The organism is Deinococcus piscis (assembly GCF_014653275.1).
In the GTDB taxonomy this organism is placed as follows: Bacteria; Deinococcota; Deinococci; order Deinococcales; family Deinococcaceae; genus Deinococcus; species Deinococcus piscis.
On the sequence record NZ_BNAL01000007.1, the window covers coordinates 1 to 21,569 of the forward strand.

Annotated in this window: 18 protein-coding genes and 1 CRISPR repeat array; of the genes, 9 read left to right on the plus strand and 9 right to left on the minus strand. The window is 63.1% G+C overall.

Going from position 1 to position 21,569, the window contains the following annotated elements:
- Positions 1-152: 152 nt before the first annotated feature.
- Positions 153-533 (plus strand): hypothetical protein, encoded by a 381-nt coding sequence (locus IE158_RS04005; RefSeq protein ID WP_189642391.1) that lies wholly within the window; start codon positions 153-155, stop codon positions 531-533.
- Here IE158_RS04005 and IE158_RS04010 read toward each other — a convergent pair.
- The 4 genes from IE158_RS04010 to ilvD form a co-directional block, all read right to left on the minus strand.
- On the minus strand, positions 496-1,011 hold the full coding sequence (locus IE158_RS04010; RefSeq protein ID WP_189642392.1) for an ASCH domain-containing protein: 516 nt from the start codon (positions 1,009-1,011) through the stop codon (positions 496-498). The two genes, IE158_RS04005 and IE158_RS04010, sit on opposite strands and share 38 nt — an antisense overlap.
- Positions 1,012-1,056: 45 nt before the next feature.
- Positions 1,057-2,187, minus strand: coding sequence for a M50 family metallopeptidase (locus tag IE158_RS04015; RefSeq protein ID WP_189642393.1), 1,131 nt, complete (start codon positions 2,185-2,187; stop codon positions 1,057-1,059).
- Entirely contained in the window at positions 2,184-3,365 is a 1,182-nt protein-coding gene (gene dxr, locus IE158_RS04020) for a 1-deoxy-D-xylulose-5-phosphate reductoisomerase (protein WP_189642394.1), read from the minus strand. Before dxr ends, IE158_RS04015 begins: the two co-directional genes overlap by 4 nt.
- A 44-nt stretch (positions 3,366-3,409) precedes the next feature.
- A CRISPR array of direct repeats spans positions 3,410-5,756; the repeat unit is 29 nt; unit sequence CGGAACATCCCCGCCTGCACGGGGAAAAC.
- A gap of 89 nt (positions 5,757-5,845) precedes the next feature.
- Positions 5,846-7,585 (minus strand): dihydroxy-acid dehydratase, encoded by a 1,740-nt coding sequence (ilvD, locus tag IE158_RS04025; protein ID WP_229838887.1) that lies wholly within the window; start codon positions 7,583-7,585, stop codon positions 5,846-5,848.
- 247 nt (positions 7,586-7,832) lie between these two features.
- Here ilvD and ilvB point away from each other — a divergent pair, with 247 nt between their 5' ends.
- From ilvB to ilvA, 4 genes are all read left to right on the plus strand, one after another.
- Positions 7,833-9,647, plus strand: coding sequence for a biosynthetic-type acetolactate synthase large subunit (gene ilvB / locus IE158_RS04030; RefSeq protein WP_189642395.1), 1,815 nt, complete (start codon positions 7,833-7,835; stop codon positions 9,645-9,647).
- Positions 9,644-10,246 (plus strand): acetolactate synthase small subunit, encoded by a 603-nt coding sequence (gene ilvN / locus IE158_RS04035; protein ID WP_189642396.1) that lies wholly within the window; start codon positions 9,644-9,646, stop codon positions 10,244-10,246. The genes ilvB and ilvN overlap by 4 nt, the downstream gene beginning before the upstream one ends.
- Positions 10,247-10,313: 67 nt before the next feature.
- The gene (gene ilvC, locus IE158_RS04040) at positions 10,314-11,324 is read left to right on the plus strand and encodes a ketol-acid reductoisomerase (RefSeq protein WP_189642397.1); all 1,011 of its coding nucleotides are present in this window, start codon (positions 10,314-10,316) and stop codon (positions 11,322-11,324) included.
- Positions 11,325-11,423: 99 nt separating this feature from the next.
- Complete coding sequence (gene ilvA / locus IE158_RS04045; RefSeq protein WP_189642398.1) at positions 11,424-12,965, plus strand: threonine ammonia-lyase, biosynthetic; 1,542 nt, start codon at positions 11,424-11,426, stop codon at positions 12,963-12,965.
- Positions 12,966-12,981: 16 nt separating this feature from the next.
- Here the strand turns inward: ilvA and IE158_RS04050 are convergent, their stop codons facing one another.
- The 5 genes from IE158_RS04050 to rpsB all read right to left on the minus strand — a co-directional run bounded on the left by IE158_RS04050 (position 12,982) and on the right by rpsB (position 17,403).
- On the minus strand, positions 12,982-13,815 hold the full coding sequence (locus tag IE158_RS04050) for a phosphatidate cytidylyltransferase (RefSeq protein WP_189642482.1): 834 nt from the start codon (positions 13,813-13,815) through the stop codon (positions 12,982-12,984).
- A gap of 239 nt (positions 13,816-14,054) precedes the next feature.
- On the minus strand, positions 14,055-14,606 hold the full coding sequence (frr, locus tag IE158_RS04055; RefSeq protein ID WP_189642399.1) for a ribosome recycling factor: 552 nt from the start codon (positions 14,604-14,606) through the stop codon (positions 14,055-14,057).
- Positions 14,607-14,661: 55 nt separating this feature from the next.
- Positions 14,662-15,381 carry a UMP kinase gene (gene pyrH, locus IE158_RS04060; RefSeq protein WP_189642400.1) on the minus strand — a complete coding sequence of 240 codons (720 nt, stop codon included), beginning with the start codon at positions 15,379-15,381 and terminating at the stop codon, positions 14,662-14,664.
- Between the two features lie 214 nt (positions 15,382-15,595).
- Positions 15,596-16,396: a translation elongation factor Ts gene (gene tsf, locus IE158_RS04065; RefSeq protein ID WP_189642401.1), complete on the minus strand. Its 801-nt coding sequence runs from the start codon at positions 16,394-16,396 to the stop codon at positions 15,596-15,598.
- 194 nt (positions 16,397-16,590) lie between these two features.
- Positions 16,591-17,403: a 30S ribosomal protein S2 gene (gene rpsB / locus IE158_RS04070; RefSeq protein WP_189642402.1), complete on the minus strand. Its 813-nt coding sequence runs from the start codon at positions 17,401-17,403 to the stop codon at positions 16,591-16,593.
- A gap of 283 nt (positions 17,404-17,686) precedes the next feature.
- On the opposite strand from rpsB, the gene IE158_RS04075 reads away from it, so the two are divergent.
- The 4 genes from IE158_RS04075 to IE158_RS04090 all read left to right on the plus strand — a co-directional run bounded on the left by IE158_RS04075 (position 17,687) and on the right by IE158_RS04090 (position 21,327).
- Complete coding sequence (locus IE158_RS04075; protein WP_189642403.1) at positions 17,687-18,253, plus strand: RsmD family RNA methyltransferase; 567 nt, start codon at positions 17,687-17,689, stop codon at positions 18,251-18,253.
- Positions 18,250-18,750, plus strand: coding sequence for a pantetheine-phosphate adenylyltransferase (gene coaD / locus IE158_RS04080; protein WP_189642404.1), 501 nt, complete (start codon positions 18,250-18,252; stop codon positions 18,748-18,750). Before IE158_RS04075 ends, coaD begins: the two co-directional genes overlap by 4 nt.
- Positions 18,751-18,918: 168 nt before the next feature.
- Positions 18,919-19,383, plus strand: a complete 465-nt coding sequence (locus tag IE158_RS04085; protein ID WP_229838888.1) for a response regulator — start codon at positions 18,919-18,921, stop codon at positions 19,381-19,383.
- A 90-nt stretch (positions 19,384-19,473) separates the two neighbouring features.
- On the plus strand, positions 19,474-21,327 hold the full coding sequence (locus IE158_RS04090; protein WP_189642405.1) for a menaquinone biosynthesis decarboxylase: 1,854 nt from the start codon (positions 19,474-19,476) through the stop codon (positions 21,325-21,327).
- The last annotated feature ends 242 nt before the right edge of the window (positions 21,328-21,569 follow it).

A 21,569-nucleotide genomic window follows, 5' to 3' on the forward strand; every position in this document is an offset into this window, starting at 1 on the left:
CCACACAAGACATTTCCGCCTGGATGACCCACGCCTATCCTGGAATATTCTTATGTCAAATGCTCTAAAGTCTGCCCACAGCACCTCGGGACCGAACATCCCAGCGCAATCCTTTGGAAGCTGAACCCGAACGGTTAACCTTTAACCCTGTCATGCAAACCTTGGGCATGCCTGCCGTGCGGTCCATTTCAGCTGATGACCTGCGCGAACCGGTCTATGAGTTCCGGTTTTTCTTCGAGTCTGGTACCCATATCTGCCTGTGGAGTGCCAATGAGAACGCCCGGCAGTGTTTCGACTATCCAGTATCCCTGCGCGACTTGATGTTGCCGCGTGACCTGACCCTCTGGGGAGAAGCCCTGATGGAACGTTGGGACGACGCTGTGGGGTGGTATGGACCGCCTATGCCCTGGAATGAAGGGGAAGAGGCGCACTTTCACGGCGAGGTCAGTAGGTTTCTGGATGCGCTGGAACGCGCTCTGGGCCGGGAATACCGCCTTATTCGGTGCGGTCCCTGGGCGGGAAGTTCCGGCTGACCGGCGAGTCAGCGTTCGGGACTGCCGGGGCAGCAGGCTCAGGCCACACCACTTCAAACGTTTCGCACTGCACCCGCTCGGCGTCGCCAAAAGGCCGGTCTGTCTGCTGACGGCCAAAAAATGTGCGGTGGGCGTCGCGCCACCAGTCCAGCGTCAGGTCGCCTTCGCCCTCTGCAGCGGCGAATTCGGCGGTCACTTGCAAAAATGGGACCTGCTCCACCTTGACCGTTCGGATGAGGGCACCCGGTTGACCCTGGCCGTCCAATACAATGGACAGCATCCCAGGGTAAATGCTGGGGTCGGCAGGCCAGCCGGTGGTGGCGACTTTCTGACCCGACAGGACCAGCGCCAGCAGCCGGTCTGCCATATCGGGCGAGTCACCAAACTGGAAGGCGTCAGGCAGCGTCTCTATGGTGGCGTCATAGGCGTGAACAAAGTCCCAGATTGCCTGCTCTGTGACTGTTTCGGGGCTTGACATGCTGGAAGTTTAACAGCGCCCGCCCGCCCGCCCGCTGGCCCAGATTCAGAAGAACCGCGTCACATCCCGCACCAGCACGAACGCCATCAGCAGCATGACGAACAAGAACCCGGCGGCGGTGACGCTCTGCTCCTGCTGAAAGGTGAGCGGGCGGCCCCGCAGCATCTCGATCAGGACCAGGGCGATGCGGCCACCGTCCAGGCCCGGAATAGGCAGCAGGTTGAAGACGGCCAGCGACAGGTTGAGCAGGGTGGCAATCTGGACCAGGGCCCAGCCGTTCAGTGCCGCTGCCTGACTGACCGTCTCGGTGATGCGGATGGGGCCGCCCACATCGTCGGTCTGCTCGCCCTTGAGGTTCAGACTGAGCATCTCGCCCAGCAGCCCCGCAAAGGAATTCACGACCAGCGGCACGGCCTCGGCGGTGGTTTGCAGTGAGCGGCCCAGGGCCTGCAGCACGCTTACCGGCTGGCTGCCCGGGCCGTAGCGAATGCCCAGCAGTTGCCGCTCACCATTGAGCGTTGGCGTCCAGTCGAAGGCCAGCTGGCGCTGCTCAGCCTCGCCGGTGCGCTGCACAGTCAGGGTATGCGGCCCGGCCTCGTTAAGCAGTTCGCCCAGCAGCAGGTAGCCGGGGCCAGTCTTGCCAGCAATCTCAGCCTGGTCGGGAATGTCCTGACCGTCGAGCGCCACAATGTCGTCGCCCACGCGCAGGCCCAGGCGCTCGGCGTGTGACCCTGCGATCACCTCGCCCACCCGGATGCGGTCATTGGCAGCCACGCCCAGGGCGCTGAAGGTGACGGTCATCAGGCCAATGGCCAGCAGCAGGTTGACCAGTGGCCCGGCCAACAACACCCCAATACGGCCCAGCGGGGGCAGCGCCGCAAAGCCGGTACTGGCATGCCTCAGTGTGCCGTCGGAGGCTTCTTCTGGGGCCATGCCGTCTATCTGCACGTATCCGCCAATCGGCAGCAGCGAGATGCGCCACTCGGTGCCGCGCCACTGTTTGCGCAGGAGCACTGGCCCCATGCCCACGCTGAACGAGTCCACCTTTACGCCCTGCTTGCGGGCTGCCCAGTAGTGGCCCAGCTCGTGCAGCGCTGTGATCACGCTCAGCAGCAGCAGCGTCCAGAGGATGCCCTGCGGGCTGAGGGCCGCCGCAATGGCCTGCATGGGGTTCATGGCTGCACCCTATCCGAAGTGCTGCACAGTTCCTGCGCCCGGCGGGTGGCCCAGTCCTGCACACCCTCCAGAGTGTCCCAATTCAGCGACTCCTGGGGGCACTCGTCCAGCACCTGCTCGATGACGCGGGGAATATCCAGAAACCCGATGTTTCCGGCCAGGAAGGCAGGCACGGCGACCTCATCAGCAGCGTTGAGGGCGGCGGGCAGCAGGCCCCCAGCCTCACCCGCACGGTAGGCCAGTGCCAGTGCGGGGAAGCGTGCCAGGTCGGGCGCGTGGAATTCCCACTGTCCTTCCAGCGGCCAGGCCAGATGTTCGGCTGCGCCTTCACCGCGCTGCGCTCCTACCACTTCGCCTGGCCGGGTCATGCCGCCCGCCGCCGCTGCCTCGGTGGCGTAGGCAATGGACAGCCGCATGTCGGTGGGGCCAAAGTTGGCACTGAGGTTGCCGTCGCGCCAGCGCACTGCCGCGTGCATGATGCTCTGTGGATGCACCACCACCCGCACCTGCGAGAGTGGCAGACCATAGAGTGCCGCGCACTCCATCACTTCCAGGCCCTTGTTGAGCAGCGTGGCGCTGTCCACCGTGATTTTCTGGCCCATGCTCCAGCTGGGGTGGTTCAGTGCCTGCTCAGGTGTCACCCCGCTCAGGTCAACAGGGCCGAGACGGAACGGCCCCCCCGACGCGGTCAGGATCAGCTCGGCCACGTCGCTGAGGCGTTCGCCCACCAAGCACTGGTAGATGCCGGTGTGCTCCGAGTCAATCGGCACCAGACTGCCGCCACCCTGCGCTGCCGCTGCCCAGATCAGGGGCGCGGCGGTAACCATCGCTTCCTTGGTCGCCAGCGCTACGGCCCGGCCCGCTTCCAGTGCAGCGCGGGTAGGGGAGAGGCCTGGCAGGCCCCCGATGGCGTTGACCACCACGTCGGCTTCACGGACGGCCAGCTCCTCCAGCGGCACCACTTCGGTCTGACCGAAGCGGGCTTTGGCCTGGGCGTAGCTCGCCTCGGCCACCGCCACGGCGGCGGGCTGCCACTCACGCACCTGGGCTTCCAGCAGGTCCAGGTTGCGTCCGCCTGCCAGTGCTTCCACCCGCCAGCCGCGCTGCCGCGCCACGTCGAGCGTCTGTGTGCCGATGCTGCCTGTACTGCCAAGAACCGTGAGCTTCACAGGGCCCATGATGCCGCATGCGGGTGAGGGGGCGCGGGAGGGTGGGAAAAAGATGGAACATCCCCGCCTGCACGGGGAAAACCGGTTCCGGCGTCGGCTCCGGCTCCGGTTCCACGGAACATCCCCGCCTGCACGGGGAAAACCGGGCGCTATGCGCCCTGGTGGCCCATTTCGGCGGAACATCCCCGCCTGCACGGGGAAAACCAAAAAGCTCTCCATTGGCTGAGAAGAGAGTTCGGAACATCCCCGCCTGCACGGGGAAAACGAATGCCGCGCCATTGCCGGGGATGAAGAGACCGGAACATCCCCGCCTGCACGGGGAAAACAACGTGGTCAAGGGGTGGCAAACCAGCGATGCCGGAACATCCCCGCCTGCACGGGGAAAACAACGTGGTCAAGGGGTGGCAAACCAGCGATGCCGGAACATCCCCGCCTGCACGGGGAAAACTGAATCCTGAGCGCATCCGGTTGCTGACCAAACGGAACATCCCCGCCTGCACGGGGAAAACTTTCCTGTTCTGGCAAACCACGGAGTACAAGTCGGAACATCCCCGCCTGCACGGGGAAAACATTGCCGGAAGTGCGGCCACTGCGCCGCCAAACGGAACATCCCCGCCTGCACGGGGAAAACGCCTCAGCGGCAGTGCGGTACGCCTCCAGGTGCGGAACATCCCCGCCTGCACGGGGAAAACCACATGACAGTGGACGGCGTGGAGGTGCCCACCGGAACATCCCCGCCTGCACGGGGAAAACGTGCCCAGGACGTAGCCGGTCCAGTAGAGGAGCGGAACATCCCCGCCTGCACGGGGAAAACCAACCGGATGCGCTCAGGATTCAGGAGTTGCACGGAACATCCCCGCCTGCACGGGGAAAACACCCAGCCCCCGTTCCGTTCAGGTTCGGGGGGCGGAACATCCCCGCCTGCACGGGGAAACCTGACCAACGGCAAGACCTTTGCAGGTTACGAGCGGAACATCCCCGCCTGCACGGGGAAAACTGACCAACGGCAAGACCTTTGCAGGTTACGAGCGGAACATCCCCGCCTGCACGGGGAAAACATTGGGGCCGGTTTCACGTCCACGGCCATTTTCGGAACATCCCCGCCTGCACGGGGAAAACATCGCCATAATTGGGAGTGCGGTCAGTGAAGTCGGAACATCCCCGCCTGCACGGGGAAAACGCGCGCCGTTCACGATTGGGGCCGGTTTCACGCGGAACATCCCCGCCTGCACGGGGAAAACCCCTGCATCCGACGCTGGGCCTTTAGCGCACCCGGAACATCCCCGCCTGCACGGGGAAAACGTTTGCTGGCCCCGTCGCAATAAACGCGATGGGGGAACATCCCCGCCTGCACGGGGAAAACTTCGGGAATCAGGGCGCAGATTGCATCCGCCTCGGAACATCCCCGCCTGCACGGGGAAAACGGCCGACGTTCCCCGCTCAGGCGAGAACTGCGCGGAACATCCCCGCCTGCACGGGGAAAACTCTGCCAGAGCGTCTGCACCAGGGTGAAGGCGCGGAACATCCCCGCCTGCACGGGGAAAACCGCCATAGCTACTCTCAACACCTGGGCTGCCGCGGAACATCCCCGCCTGCACGGGGAAAACGCCGCGCCCGCCTGCTGGTACTCACGGCCCCGCGGAACATCCCCGCCTGCACGGGGAAAACCATGTGACGGTAGAGGGCGATGGCGTGGAAAACGGAACATCCCCGCCTGCACGGGGAAAACCTCGCCGGAAATGCCCAGGATTTCCCAGGCTTCGGAACATCCCCGCCTGCACGGGGAAAACCCCATCTGGCAGGTCATAAACTCCATCACCGACGGAACATCCCCGCCTGCACGGGGAAAACCGGGCGTCAGCGATGCGCCCTTCCCGCGCCGCCGGAACATCCCCGCCTGCACGGGGAAAACCAGGCGGGTGCAGCGGGTCAGCAGCAGCACCGCGGAACATCCCCGCCTGCACGGGGAAAACCACCATCCAGCCGCCTCCCCCTGCGGGCGCAGCGGAACATCCCCGCCTGCACGGGGAAAACCTCTGGGTCGCGGTAATGTTCCCTGATGTAAGCGGAACATCCCCGCCTGCACGGGGAAAACCAGAACTCGGCGCGGGGGCTGCCCGGCGCGTGCGGAACATCCCCGCCTGCACGGGGAAAACAATGCGAGTAGTCCGCGCGACAGTCTGGAGTTCGGAACATCCCCGCCTGCACGGGGAAAACACGCAAATCATCAGCGCCCTGGGCATGACGGGCGGAACATCCCCGCCTGCACGGGGAAAACGACTGCGGTGGAGTGTAGTTACAAACCCGTGACGGAACATCCCCGCCTGCACGGGGAAAACGAGATTCTCAGGCATTGTCATAGGTCACGCTCCGGAACATCCCCGCCTGCACGGGGAAAACACTTCTCCTGTCATGCTTCTCAGCCTTGAGGGGCTGTTTGGTATCTTTGCACAGCCTAGATACAGATCACAATCTCTGCACCCTCTCGCTTAGTCGGTGACTGCGCCGCGCTCGGCACCGCTGACCAGCCGGGCGTATTTCGCCAGTACGCCCCGCGTGTAGTTGGGGGCAGGTTGCACCCATTCGCTGCGGCGGCGCTGCAATTCGGCGTCGTCCACATGCAGGTTCAGTTCCAGCTTCTCGGCGTCCAGCTCAATCGTGTCGCCTTCGTGGACCAGCGCAATCGGGCCGCCCACGTAGGCTTCCGGGGCCACGTGACCTACCACCAGCCCGAAGGTGCCGCCCGAAAAGCGCCCGTCGGTGATCAGGCCCACGCTGTCGCCCAGGCCCTTGCCGATGATGGCGGAGGTGGGCGAGAGCATTTCGCGCATGCCTGGGCCGCCTTTGGGGCCTTCGTAGCGAATCACAATCACATCGCCGGGCTGAATGCGGTCTTCCATGATGGCGGCCATGCACGCTTCCTCGCTGTCAAACACGCGGGCCGGGCCAGTGATCTTGATGCTCTTGAGGCCGCTGATTTTGGCGACGCTGCCGCTGGGGGCCAGGTTACCCTTCAGGATGGCCAGGTGCCCATCGGCATAGACCGGCTGGTCAAAGGGCCGAATCACGTCCTGGCCTGCGTCCGGCTCGTCGGGCACGTCCGCCAGATTCTCGGCCACGGTGCGCCCAGTCACGGTCAGGCAGTCGCCGTGCAGCAGCCCGGCCCTGAGCAGCATCTTCATCACGCGGGGAATGCCGCCCACGGCGTGCAGGTCGGTGGCCACGTACTGCCCGCTGGGCTTCAGGTCGCAGAACACCGGGGTGCGCTCCCGGATACGCTCAAAATCTTCCAGCGTCAGTTCCACCTGCATGGCGTGGGCAATCGCCATCAGGTGCAGCACGGCGTTGGTGCTGCCGCCCACCGCCATGATCACGGTAATCGCGTTCTCGAAGGCTTCTTTGGTCAGGATGTCGCGGGGGCGCAAATTCTGCTCAATCAGCTGAATCAAGGTGCGGCCCGACTCCGCTGCCGAGTCGGCTTTTTCGGCGTCCACAGCGCTCATGGTGCTCGAGTAAGGCAGGCTCATGCCCATCGCTTCAAAGGCGCTGCTCATGGTGTTGGCGGTGTACATGCCGCCGCATGAGCCGTTGCCGGGGCAGGCTTTGCGCTCAATTGCCTCGAAATCCTCGCGGCTCATCTTGCCTGCGCCGTAAGCCCCTACCGCCTCGAACACGCTCACGATGGTCAGGTCCTGACCGCCGTGGTGCCCCGGCTTGATGGTGCCGCCATACACAAAGATGGCCGGGATATTCAGCCGCGCAATGCCGATCATGGCACCGGGCATGTTCTTGTCGCAGCCACCCACCACAATCACCCCGTCGTGCGACTGCGCCCGTGACACGGCTTCAATTGAGTCGGCAATCACTTCGCGGCTGACCAGGCTGCACTTCATGCCCTCGCTGCCCATGCTGATGCCGTCGCTGACGGTAATGGTGCCGTACACCTGAGGCATTCCGCCCGCCGCCTGGATGGCCCCGGTGATGGCTCCGGCCAGCTCGCCCAGGCCGTTGTTGCACGGGGTGATGTTGCTCTGGGCGTGTGCTACCCCCACAATTGGCTTGCCGAAATCATCATCGCCGAAGCCGACGGCACGCAGCATGGCGCGGTTGGGAGCCTTTTCGTCGCCTTCAGTGACCTGATATGAGTTCCAGTTCAGTCTGCGGGTTGCGGGTGTCCCAGGGGTTTCGGTCTCCTGACCTTGTGTGGCGTTCGCTTGGTCCTTATCCATCTTCCCAGCATAGGGATTTCCGCACATGTGGCAAGGGGTTGACGCCCGGCAATGATGAGCGTAAAGTTGCTCCAACTATGTTGCTTACGGCTGTCATCGTACTAATTTCTGGTCCAGGGGAAAACTAGACCAGAAATCCTGGCGTCGTTTCTTCCCCCACCCCTCCCGGTGGGGGTTTTTAGTTTCCCTGAGCCATAGTTCTTCGCCCTGCCCCCTTTCGCCTCACCCTTTTTCTGGAGAGCCTGCCATGACCCCAACCCAAGATTCTCCCGATATTCGCTGGAGCGGTGCCGGTGCCCTGTGGGCCAGTCTGGAAGCCCACGGCGTCCACACCGTATTCGGCTATCCCGGCGGGGCCATCATGCCGGTGTACGACGCCCTGACCTTTTTTCCGCAGATTCGCCACATCCTGGGCCGCCACGAGCAGGGCTCTATCCACGCCGCCGAGGGCTGGGCCAAGGCCACCGGCCAACTGGGCGTGGTGCTGGCCACCTCCGGCCCCGGCGCGACCAATCTGGTCACTGGCCTGGCCGACGCCATGCTGGACAGCGTGCCGCTGCTGGCGATTACTGGCAATGTGGCCAGTCATCTCATCGGCACCGACGCTTTTCAGGAAGCCGACATCACCGGCATTACCCTGCCGGTCACCAAGCACAACTACATCGTCCGCAGCGCCGAAGATGTGCCCCGAGTGATTGCCGAGGCCATCCATATTGCCCGCAGTGGGCGGCCCGGTCCGGTGCTGGTGGACATCCCCAAAGATGTGCAGCTGGCTGCCTGCGAGTACCGCCCAGCGGACCTGCGGCCCCACCCGCCACTGCCCCCGCGTGAGCCGGAGCCAGCTGCTTTGGCGGCGGCGCTGGAGTTGCTGACTCAGGCCGAGCGCCCGGTAATGATGGTGGGCGGCGGGGCGCTGGACGCTGCTGCGGAGGTCACGGCGCTGGCCCACGCCTGGAACATTCCGGTCATCACCACCCTGATGGGCCTGGGGGCGTTTCCGGCCTCTGACCCGCTCTGGCTGGGGATGCCAGGCATGCACGGGAGTGTGGCGGCCAACCGCGCCATCAGCGAGGCGGACGTGCTGCTGGGCATCGGCCTGCGCTTTGATGACCGCGTGACTGGGCGGGTGCGCGACTTTGCTCCACGGGCCAGCATCATCCATGTGGACCTGGACGCTGCCGAGCTGGGCAAAATCGTGTCCACCCACTGCCCGGTCCGTGCAGACGCCGCGCAGGTGGCCCGCGCCCTGAAAGAGCAGGCACCGTCACAGATTCCGGAGCGTCCCGACTGGCTGGCTCAGCTGGAAGAGTGGAAGGGCCGGGGCCACCACCCCGAAGTCTGGGGAGCCGCGCAGGCGGTGCGGCAGGTCGTGGCCCGGCTCGGCCCGGATGACATTCTTAGCTCGGATGTGGGGCAGCACCAGATGCTGGCCGCGCAGCTGGCCCGCTTTGAGCGTCCGCGCCGCTGGCTGAACTCCGGCGGCCTGGGCACGATGGGCTTTGGCTTTCCGGCAGCCATCGGGGCCGCGCTGGCCGAGCCGGATGTGGTGAGCATGGTGATTGCCGGTGACGGCGGCTTTCAGATGACCGCGCAGGAGCTGGCAACCCTGAAGCACGCGGACATCCGCAACGTCAAAATCTGTATCATCAACAACTCGTATCTGGGAATGGTGCGCCAGTGGCAGGAGCTGTTTCACGGTGAGCGCTACTCAGAAGTGGAGCTGGGCCACTCCAACCCTGATTTTCTCAAGCTGGCCGACGCCTACGGGGTGCCGGGCTGGCGGGCCGAGGACAGCGCCAGTTTGGATGAAGCTCTGGAGGGCTGGCTGAACCATCCGGGGTCGGCGCTGCTGGAAGTGGTGGTGCCCAGTCAGCACCATGTGTTTCCGATGGTGCCTGCTGGGGCCTCGCTCTCCGAGATGCTGGAAACGGAGCCGGTGCGGGCTGGGGTGATGCAGACTGGAACGGTACAGGACAGCCCGGATGGTGTGGAAGCCCCCGGCGATGACATGGAAGCCGTGCCCATCATGGCGCTGGACGCCCAACGTGGAGGTGAGCGGTGAGCGGCGAACATCTTGTTTCGGCCCTGGTGCGCGATGAACCCCGCGTGCTGACCCGCATCACGGCGCTGTTTGGGCGGCGTGGCTACAACATCAAGAGCCTCAGCGTGGGGGCCACCGAAACTCCCGGTATCTCACGCATGACGTTTGTGGTGGGCGGGGAGCGCGGCGTGGTGGAGCAGGCCATGCGCCAGCTGCAAAAGCTGCACGATGTCCTGCAAATCATTGACCACAGCCAGGAAAAGTACGTGGATCGCGAGCTGGTACTGCTCAAAGTGCGTGTGGACAAGGACACCCGGCTGGAGGTCCGCCAGATGGCCGAAGATTTCCGCGCCCGCATTGTGGACGCTGGGCGTCAGGCGCTGATGTTTGAGGTCACTGGCGACGAAGGCAAAATCACGGCTTTTATTGAGCAGATGCGGCCCTTCGGGATTCTGGAAACCATGCGCACTGGCCGGGCCGCGCTGATTCGTGGTTCCAATGCCGATATCGCCAGCCACGTCTATGGCGGTGAGTCGCAGGCGCTGGCGGCGTTGGCTTCGGGCCTGAGCCCAGTGCCGCAGCCCCGTGAGGCCAGCAGCCGGGATGGGGGTGAGCAGTAGCCCCAGAGTCCCACTTGCCCCTTTCTGCCCCCGTTTTCACCCTTCGTTCCCTTTAAGGAGACCCACCATGACCGCAAAAATGTACTACGACGCCGACGTTTCCATGCAGCCCCTCGAAGGCAAAACGGTGGCCGTCATCGGCTACGGCAGCCAGGCCCATGCCCACGCCCAGAACATGCACAGCAGTGGTGTGAACGTGGTGATTGGCCTGCGCGAAGGTTCCGGTAGCCGCGCCAAAGCCGAGCAGGCGGGCCTCAGCGTCATGTCTATTGCGGAGGCCACCAAAGCCGCCGACGTGATTGCCCTGCTGATTCCCGATGAGGAGCAGGCCAAAGTGTACGAGGAGCAGATTGCCCCGCACCTGAGCGCGGGCAAGACCCTGCTATTCGGTCACGGCTTCAATGTCCACTTTAGCCGCATCACCCCGCCTGCCGATGTGGATGTGATTCTGGTGGCCCCCAAGGGCCCCGGCCACATGCTGCGCCGGGTGTACAAGGAAGGCGCGGGCATGCCCGGCATCTTCGCGGTGGGTCAGGACGCTTCGGGCCACGCCCAGGCCACGGCGCTGGCCTACGCCCGCGCCATCGGCTGCACCCGCGCCGGAGTGCTTGAAACCACGTTCAAGGAAGAGACCGAAACGGACCTGTTCGGTGAGCAGGCCGTGCTGTGTGGCGGCGTGACCGGCCTGATTCAAAGCGGCTTTGAAACATTGGTGGAAGCCGGGTATCAGCCTGAAATCGCCTATTTCGAGACGCTGCACGAGGTCAAGCTGATTGTGGACCTGATCTACGAAAAAGGCTTTGAAGGCATGCGCCACTCCATTTCCAACACGGCTGAATTCGGTGATTACGTGACTGGCCCCCGCATCGTGAATGCCCGCACCAAAGAGGAAATGAAGCAAGTTCTGGCCGACATTCAGAGCGGAGCGTTCGCGGACCGCTTTACCGCCGACTATCAGGGCGGCTTTAGCCACATGAACGAGCAGCGCGGCAAAATGCGCGAGCACCAGCTGGAGACGGTGGGCAAAGAGCTGCGCCGCAAGATGCCGTTTATCAATCAAGAAGAGCTGGAAGTCTGAGCGATTCTTCCGGGCGGAAGGCGCCGCGCAGCTGGCGCAGCCTTCCGCTTTTCTGTGTCTTTTACTTTGCCCACCATCCCTAGCTCTCTAAGGACGCCTATGACTGTTCTACCTTCAACTCCCACCCCTTTTGGCATGGACCTGGTCCGTGACGTGCTCAACAGCCGTGTGTACGACGTGGCCGTGCGGACGCCGCTGCAACATGCCCCCCGTCTCTCCGAGCGCCTGGGCCATCAGGTGTACTTCAAGCGCGAAGACCAGCAGCCGGTCTTTTCGTTCAAGCTGCGCGGTGCTTACAACCGCATGTCGCAGCTTTCCGAGGCCGAGCGGGCTGCAGGCGTCATTTGCGCTTCGGCAGGCAACCACGCGCAGGGCGTGGCCTACTCCGCGCAGCAGCTCGGTGTGCGGGCGGTCATTGTGATGCCGGTGACCACCCCCGACATCAAGGTGCGGGCCTGCCGTGACCGGGGAGCCGAAGTGATTCTCTATGGCGACTCGTTTAGTGACGCCGCTGCCCACGCCTTTGAGGTGCAGGTGCAGCGCGGACTGACCTTCATTCACCCCTTTGATGATCCTGCGGTGATTGCGGGTCAGGGCACGGTGGGGTTGGAACTGCTCTCACAGGTGCAGGACGGGGCTTACACGGTCTTTGTCCCGGTGGGCGGCGGCGGCCTGATTGCAGGCGTGGCCGCCTTTCTCAAGACGCTCAACCCGGCGGTGCGCATCGTAGGTGTGGAGCCTGAAGACAGCGCCGCGATGGGCCTAAGCGTCTGCGCTGGCGAGCGGGTCTGGCTGGAACAGGTGGGCCTCTTCGTGGACGGTGTGGCCGTCAAGCAGGTGGGCGAACATACCTTTGCCCTGTGCCGTGAATATGTGGACGAGTGGCTGACCGTAACCACCGATGAGGTGTGCGCGGCCATCAAAGACGTGTTCGACGACACCCGCTCCATCATGGAACCGGCGGGCGCGCTGGCGGTGGCTGGCCTCAAGCGTTACGCCCGGCAGCTGGAGGGCAAAGGCCAGACGCTGGTGGCGCTCACCTGCGGAGCCAACATGAACTTTGACCGTCTGCGCCATGTGGCCGAGCGGGCCGAGGTCGGCGAACAAAAAGAAGCTGTGCTGGCCGTGACCATTCCTGAGCAGCCCGGCGCGTTTGTACGGTTTTGCGAGGTGCTGGGGCCGCTGGCCGTGACCGAGTTCAATTACCGCTACGCGCCGCGCCAGCATGCCCGCATCTTTGTGGGGGTGCAGCTGCGGCAGCCCACAGACCGCGCCGCCATTGTGCAGCAGCTAGAGGAGGCAGGGTATCCGGTCCTGGACCTCACCGACGATGAGGTCGCCAAAGTGCATGTGCGTCATATGGTGGGTGGCCGCGCCCCCGAAGCCCTTCACGAGCGGCTTTATTCCTTCAACTTTCCCGAGCGGCCCGGTGCCCTGCTGGACTTTCTGCTGCGGCTGGGACAGGAGTGGAACATCAGCCTGTTTCACTACCGCAACCACGGCTCGGACTACGGGCGTGTGCTGGCCGGGATTCAGGTGCCGCCCCAGGACCTGCCGCGCTTCCATGAGTCGCTGGTGCAAGTGGGCTACGATTTCACCGAGCAGACCGCCAACCCGGCCTACCAGACCTTTTTGCAGTAGTGTTTTGGTCCCGCCTTTAGCCGCCCAGCAAGCTGATATGCAGATAAAGGTAGGTGGCCGGCACCGCAAACAGCAGGCTGTCCAGGCGGTCCAAAAAGCCGCCGTGGCCGGGCAGGCTGGTGCCGCTGTCCTTGGTCTTGAGGGCACGCTTGAGCAGGCTTTCGGCCAGGTCGCCCAGCTGCGAGGCACTGGCCACCAGTACGGCATACAAAAAGGCTTCTGCCGGGGTCCAGATGGGGTAAATGAACTCGGTCAGCACGGCAATCACCACAAAGCTAAACAGCAGCCCGCTGATGGCACCTTCTACTGTCTTGGCAGGGCTGATTTCAGGAGCCAGCTTGCGCCGCCCAAACGCGTACCCCCCAAAAAAGCCGCCGATGTCTGCCGCGAAGGTGGCCAGCAGCGGCAGCGCGAAGTACAGCAGGCCCAGCTCGGCGTCGGGGGTGTAGCGCAGCATCAGGAAGTAGCCCAGCAGCCAGGGGATATACAGCAGCCCGAACAGCGAGTAGACGATGCGCTCCAGTGGCCGCTCGCCAGGTTTGATGACCTCAAGCACCAGCAGGGAGCCCACCGCCATGGTCAGCACGACTTCGCGCCACGAGCCGCCTTCCCAGGGTGGACCCGGCAGCATCGGCAAGCTGGCGATCAGGAGGGCGCTGCCGAACACGGCCAGGGTGCCGCGCCGCACGTCAATATCGTTGTAGTCGAGCATTCGCACGTACTCGAACAAGCCCATCACTGACACCAGCAGCAGGGCGGGCAGCATGGCCCACCATCCCAGGTACACGACGGCGCTGACCACCAAAAAGCCGATGACGGCGGTGCTGACGCGGCTGCTTAGGGTTTCCAACAGGGGCCTCCGGGGAGAAATTCTGCCGGCGGCGCGGGGCAAGCTGGCAATCTTGGTCACTATAGCGGGTCGGTCCCAGGAGGTGGTCACCGGGCTGCACCGAGCACGCAAGGCGCACCGCCTTAAACGGAGCGCCAATTGAAAGGGACCACCAGTCAAAAGGAGCGCCCCAGCGTGACCGGGAAGCGCTCCTTTTGGTTGGCAGCAGGTTGGCTTGCGGCAAGGCCGTAGCGTCAGACTCAGCCCAGAATCTCAGCTTCCTTGCGGTCAAAGACCTCATCCACCTTTTTTACGTACTCGTCGGTGATTTTCTGCACTTCGGCTTCGGCGCGCTTGACCTCATCCTCGCCCATGTCGTCGAGCTTTTTGACCTCATCCAGCGCGGATTTGCGCACGTTGCGGATGCTGATGCGGGCTTCTTCGGCGTAGCCCTTGGCGTTCTTGACCATTTCCTTGCGGCGCTCTTCGGTCAGGGCAGGAATCGAAATGAAGATCATGTCCCCCTTGTTGTTGGGGTTCAGGCCCAGGTCCGAGTCGCGGATGGCTTTCTCGATGGGGTTCAGCGCGCCCCGGTCCCAGGGGGTCACAGTCAGGGTGCGGGCGTCGGGCGCGTTGATGCTGGCCACCTGGTCAATCGGCATGGTGGAGCCGAAATATTCCACCATGACTTTTTTCAGGATGCCGGGGTTGGCGCGGCCAGTCCGCAGCACGCTCAGGTTGCTTTCCAGCGCTTCAATGCTCTTGCCCATGCGTTCGCGGGCGTCCTTATAAATGCTGTTGATGTCGCTCATAAGTGCTCCTCCTCGGATCGAAGTAGGCTTCAGTGTAGCGCGGTGACTCCCAGTCTCAGTTCCCAGCGGGCGTACGGATCAGCGTGCCGACCCGCTCGCCTTCAAACAGGCGGCGCAGATTGCCTTCCTGGAAAATGTCGAACACCACGATGGGCAGCCCCTTGTCCATGCACAGGGTCAGGGCGGTGGCGTCCATCACGGCCAGGCGCTGCTCCACCACGTCCATGTGGGTGAGCGTGTCAAAGCGCACGGCGTCCGTGAACTTCTGCGGGTCTTTGTCGTATACGCCGTCCACTTTGTTTTTGGCCATCAGCACCACATCTGCGCCGACTTCCAGGGCGCGCAGGGTAGAGGTGGTATCGGTGGTGAAAAAGGGTGCCCCGTTGCCCCCGCCAAAAATAACCACGCGGTCTTTCTCGAGGTGGCGAATGGCCCGGCGGCGAATATACGGCTCGGCCACCGCCTGCATCTGGATGGCGCTCATCACACGGGTGGGCTTGCCAGCGGCTTCCATTGCGTCTTGCAGGGCCATCGCGTTCATCACGGTGCCCAGCATGCCGATGTAGTCGGCGGTGGCCGGGTCCATGCCTTTGCCGTTGCGGGCACCGCGCCATAGGTTGCCGCCGCCAATTACCACAGCCAGCTCGACCTGTGTGCCTTCCAGGGCGCTGATAATCAGCTGGGCCAGCTGCCGGGTGGTGTCAGGGTTGATGCCAAAGCCGCTGTCATCCGACAGGAACTCGCCGGAGAGTTTCAGCAAAACTCGTTTGAACATGGGTGTACCTCGCGTAAAAACGTAGGAGAAGGGGGCGTGAAGTGGTGAGGACCGAAGAACCCGGACAAGTGAGTAGGCACACCGCTGCGGTAGCCCATCAACAACCTATGGCCGTCAAAAAAAAGGCCCGGCAGCGCAGGCTGACCGGGTGGGGCGTCGGATGCTCGCCTGCCGTACAGGTCAGGGGTGGCGGGATGCCAGCCCCCTTCCAGGCTTACTTGCTGCCGACCTCGAAGCGGACGAACTTGGAAACGCTGGCTTCACCCAGGTACTTCGCCACGGTCAGCGAGTTGTCCTTGACGAACTTCTGCTCAGGCAGCACGCGCTCTTCGTAGAACTTGCCGATCTGGCCGCCCACGATTTTCTCGACCATGTTCTCAGGCTTGCCTTCGGCAATGGCCTTGTTGGTCAGCACTTCACGCTCTTTTTCGATGTCTTCGGCGTTGACTTCTTCGCGGGTCAGGTACTCGGGCTTCTCAGCGGCGATGTGCAGCGCCACGTCCTTGGCCTGCTCGGGAGTGCCGCCCTGAACATCGGCCAGCACGCCGATTTTGCCGTTGGAGTGGACATAACCGGCCAGGTTGTCGCCTTCCATGTAGGCCACACGGTTCAGCACAATGTTCTCGCCGATCTTGCCGGACAGGGCCGCCACAGCGTCGCCCACCTTCTCGCCGCTGTCCATCTGGAACTCGCGGAAGGTGTCCAGGTCGCTGGTGCCAGCCTTGAGGGCCGCCTGAGCCAGTCCCTCCACAGTGGCTTGGAAGTCAGCGTTGCGGGCCACGAAGTCGGTTTCGCTGTTCACTTCGACCATGGCGGCCTTGCCACCGTCTACCACAAAGCGGACCAGGCCCTCTTTGGCTTCACGGTCAGCTTTCTTGGCTGCTTTCACGATGCCGCGTTCACGCAGCAGCGCGACGGCTTTTTCTTCGTTGCCTTCGGCGTCGCTCAGCGCCTTTTTGACATCCATCATGCCAGCGCCGGTCATTTCACGCAGTTTCTTGATTGATTCCATCATAGTCGTGACCTCCTGAGGTCTGAAGTAAAGGCCAAAAGGACCTGCACAAGTTTAGCCGCTGCGGCTGCTGTGGGCCTTAGGCCAAAGGTTTGCCTTGCTCTTAGAGGCGCTGCTCTGAGGGGCACTCAAAGGCAGCGGCTCCCAAAAAAGGGGAGAGGCGCGTCCAGCGGCCACTCCCCTCCCAAGCGGGCTGTTTAGGAACGGCCCTGGGTGCTGGTGACCTGAGCGTTCTCCACGCTCTCACCGGCTTCAGCGGCTTCAATGTCGGCGTTGCTGTCTTCCACGCGCTCGCCTTCTTCGCCTTCGCCCTGCTCCACGTCTTCATCAGCGCCACGGGCTTCCACCAGCAGGTCGCCCACGCGGTGGGTGATCAGCTGAATCGAGCGGATGGCGTCGTCGTTGCCAGGCACGATGTAGTCAATGACATCGGGGTCGGAGTCGGTGTCGGCCAGGGCAATCACAGGGATGCCCAGCTTGTTGGCTTCCTTGACTGCGATGACTTCTTTGGTGGGGTCAATCACGAAGATGGCGTCGGGCAGACGGTTCATCTTGCGGATGCCGCCCACAAAGCGTTGGAGGCGGTCGCGCTCAGCGCCCAGCTGCACGCGCTCAGCCTTGGGACGGTCATTGATACGGCCCGACTCGAACAGCTCGTCCAGCTCATCCAGGCGCTCCACACGGGTGCGGATGGTGCGGTAGTTGGTGAGCATGCCGCCCAGCCAGCGGCTGGTCACGAAGGGCATGCCGGTGCGGCGAGCTTCCAGTTCCACGATTTCCTGGGCCTGCTTCTTGGTGCCCACGAACAGGATGGTGCCGCCCTTTTCAGCCAGGTCCTTGATGTAGTCAAAGGAGCGGTCCACCTGCTTGAGGGTCTTTTGCAGGTCAATGATAAAGATGCCGTTGCGCTCACCAAAGATGAACCGGCCAAATTTGGGGTTCCAGCGCTTGGTTTCGTGGCCGAAGTGCACGCCGGCTTCCAGCAGTTGCTTCATGCTGATGTAGGACATGGAGTCTCCTTAAGCGTTCATGGGAAAAATTTTGCCGTTGCCCGTGCCAGCTCCCACTGCGGGGCCCGCCTGGGGACGCAGTGATTTAGGGGCCAGTTCTTCAGCTGACGCTTGAGCAGCGTGAAGCAGGGGTCACGGGAGGCACCCAGCCGAGAAGTATAGCAGCCCGGGGGAGCAGAAGACGGAACGCTGGAAGCTTTCGCTCTGTGTGTCCTTCCAGCTGCTCCCTTGCTAGGGCCAGCGCCGCGCCCAGCCCCATTGTCCCTCTGCTACGCTGCTGCGCATGAGCCTGCGTATTCTGGGCGGCAGCGCCAAGGGCCGTCCACTGAGAGTTCCTGAGTCGGCCCGGCCCAGCGGGGCCCGCATTCGTAAAAGCCTGTTTGATCTGCTGCAAAGTCGCCGCCCCCCGGAGGGCAGCCGTCCGGTGGTGTTCGTGGACCTGCACGGGGGCAGCGGTGCGGTGGGACTGGAAGCAGCCAGCCGTGGCTACCGCGTCACGCTGGTCGAAAAGGACGGACGCAGTGTCAAGGCGCTGGAGCAAAACGCCCGTGACCTGGACCTGTGGCGCGAGGTCCGCATTCTCAAAGGGGACGCCGTGGCCCTGCTGGGCCGCTTAGAACAGGCCGACATCGTGTTCAGCGATCCACCCTACAAGCAGGACATTCCGCTGCTGATCCAGCAGATTCTGGCCAGCAGCATTCTGGCTCCTGAGGGCCTGTTGATCGCGCAGCATGACAAAGTGGTGACGCCGCCCGACGTGTCCGGCTTTGAGCGTGAAACGCGGCACTACGGCAGCAACAGCCTCAGCATCTACTGGCGGGCATCCGCTGATAGTCTGGACTCCGAATGAACGCCGTCTTTTCCGGTTCCTTTGATCCCATCACCAACGGCCATTTGGACGTACTGGAAAGGGCCAGCCGTATTTTTGACCAAGTCACCGTGACGGTGATGCACAACGCCCGCAAAAGTGGCCGGCATCTGTTTGATCTGCAGGAGCGCTTGGCGATTCTGCGTGAGGCGACGGCGCACCTTCCCAATGTCAGTGTGGACAGCTTTGACGGCCTGCTGGTGGACTACATGAAAAAGAGCGACCACGGCATTATCGTGCGTGGGCTGCGGGCGGTCAGCGACTATGAGTATGAGCTGCAGATTGCCCACCTCAACCGTGAAATCGGTGGTGTGGAAACCGTGTTTATCATGGCGGCAACCCACTGGAGCTATGTCAGTTCCAGCATGGTCAAGGAAGTTGCCAGCTACGGCGGACCGATTGACGCCATGGTCCCCCCAGCCAGTGCCCGTGCCCTGAAAGCGAAGTTTGCCGAGCAGGGCCGGCAGCCTGCGTCCTAACCAGCGGGTCTAGGCGGCTAGGTTGTGGCTGCATTGGTAAATGGTGCCCAGCTGCTGCGGTTCACTGTGACAGCAGAGCGCACCAAAAGAGGCAGGAAGTGAAAGGTGAATCAGGCCTGTTGAGGACACTGGATCCTTCAGGCCGATCTTTCCATTATACTTCTCTTCATGTCGATGTCAGACGCCACCACCAAGCCCTTTTTTCTGCTGCTGGTGGAAGACGAGCAAGCCGACGCTGAGCTGTTTCAAGAACTGCTCGGTGAGGTGGCGGCGCATACCAAAGTGATTCATATGGCCAATGGGCAAGAGGCGCTGGATTACCTCCAGCAGCTGGGCGAAGAACTGCCTGGTGAGCAGCCTCGCCTGCGCCCCAACCTGATTGTGCTGGACCTGAATATGCCTGTCATGAACGGCCACGCCTTTCTTGAGCATGCCAAAAAGGATGAGCGCCTGAGTGATATTCCGGTGCTGGTGCTGAGTACGTCCGACCACGCTGATGATGTGCAGCGTGCTTATCAGGCCCATGCCAGCGGCTACCTCGTCAAGCCGACTTCGTTTCAGGAGTACACCGAAATGCTGCGCCTGATGACCTCCTACTGGGGACAGGTCATGCGCTTGCCCCGCAGCAGCTGACGCGCACCTGTGCGCTGAGCTGTGACGTAGGGGTTGCTTTGGGGCCGCTGTTGCCAGAAAGGCCCGGCCCTGGCCCGTATTCTGTAGCGTATGGCCTTCCCTGACCTTCAGACTTTTATGAGGCTGCTGGATAGCCGCGGCGAGCTGCTGCGGGTGTCTGCTCCGGTATCGCGTGACCTGGAAATTACCGAGATTGCCGACCGCCTGGTCAAAAAAGGTGGCCCCGCAGTGCTGTTCGAGAACGTCATCGGCAGTGATTTCCCGCTGTTGATTGGCGCACTGGGTACGCGTGAGCGGGTGGCGCTGGCGTTGGGGGTAGCTGACCTGGATGACCTAGCCGCCAAAGTCAATCACCTGATTGACCTCAAGGGGCAAGGCGGAGTGCGGGGGCTGCTGGGCAACATTCCCAAGCTGGGCGACGCCATGAACCTGCCGCCCCGGCGCGTGCGCTCGGCCCCGGCGCAGGAAGTGGTCTGGCGCGGCGATGAGGTGGACCTTTCGCGCATCCCGGTGCTGAAGTGCTGGCCCGAGGACGGCGGCCCTTTTGTCACCCTGCCGCTGGTGATCACCCGCGACCCGGAAACCGGCGAGCGCAATATGGGCATGTACCGCATGCAGGTGATGAGCTGCAACACGACGGGGATGCACTGGCAGCGCCACAAGACCGGCACCCGCCACCTTGAGAAAGCCAAGGCACGCGGGGAGCGGCTGCCTGTCGCTGTGGCGCTGGGCGGCGACCCTGCCCTGATCTATGCCGCGACGGCTCCACTGCCGCCGATTCCTGGCCTGGACGAGTTTGCGCTGGCGGGTTATCTGCGCGGCCAGCGCTATCCAGTGGTCAGGGGCGTCACGGTGGACCTGGACGTGCCCGCCAACGCTGAATTTATTCTTGAGGGCTACGTGGACCCACAGGAGGAGTGGGTGGTCGAAGGACCGTTTGGCGACCACACCGGCTTTTATACGCTGCCTGACCTATACCCGCTGTTCCATGTGACCGCCGTGACCATGCGCCGTCAACCGGTGTATCCGGCCACCATCGTGGGCCGCCCGCCGATGGAAGACGCTTATCTGATTGAGGCCTCCGAGCGGCTGTTCCTCCCCGCCGCGCAGCTGATTATTCCTGAGATTGCCGATTATCACATGCCCCCGGCGGGTGTAGCGCACAACCTGGTCGTGGTCAGCATTCATAAGGAGTTCCCCGGTCAGGCGTACAAGGTCGCCAACGGCCTGTTTGGCCTGGGGCAGATGATGAATGCCAAGGTGATCGTGGTGGTTGACGCGGGCGTGCAGGTCAACGATATGGACGCCGTGTGGCGCGAGGTGGCCCAAAAGGCACAGCCGGGCCGCGACACCCTGACCACCCGTGGCCCGATTGACGTGCTGGACCACTCCAGCCGGGGCTGGGGCTACGGCGGCAAGCTGATTATCGACGCGACCACCAAGCGTCCCGAAGAAATCGGCTCTGGCGTCAGCAGCCGCGAGGATCAGGCGGACGATGTGGTGGCCGAAACCTTCCAGCCCCACGCCGCCGCCGATTTGCCCAGCTTTCCAGGCGTGAGGGGGCAGTGGCAAACCACGGACGGCTACTGGTACGTGGCCCTCGACAAGACCCAGGCTGGGCAGGCCCGCGCCCTGGCCGAAGCGTTCGCCGCTCATCCCGCAGTGTCCGGCATACGTCACCTGCTGATTTGTGACGAACAGACGGACGTGCGGGACCCCGGCGACGCGTGGTGGACGGTGCTCAACAACATTGACGCCGAGCGGGATGTCTGGGTGCTGGATACGCTTGGCGGCGGCAAGGTGCTCGCCTGGGACGGGGCCCGTAAATTGCCCGAAGAAGGTTTCGTGCGTGAGTGGCCGCCCAAAATCGTGATGGACCCTAAAGTGCAGGCGCGGGTAGAGCGCCTGTGGAATGTATACGGCCTGCCGGAACGCTGGCGCTAGGGCCAGGGCACAGCACTCACAGCTGTTTGATCATTTGCTGAATGGCTCCCAGGTGATAAGCCACGTGAGGACAGACAATATGCCCTGGCGTTCAGATGAGTCCATAGCCCCAAAACATAGGCAGGCTGCAAGGAGAGAGGAGAGGTAAAGCGTCACGACAAGACAGAAAGAAGCACCACAGGGCACAGGGCCTTTATGGTGCGGAGCCTTTGGTGGTGCTGGGGGTTGTGAATACGCTGAGA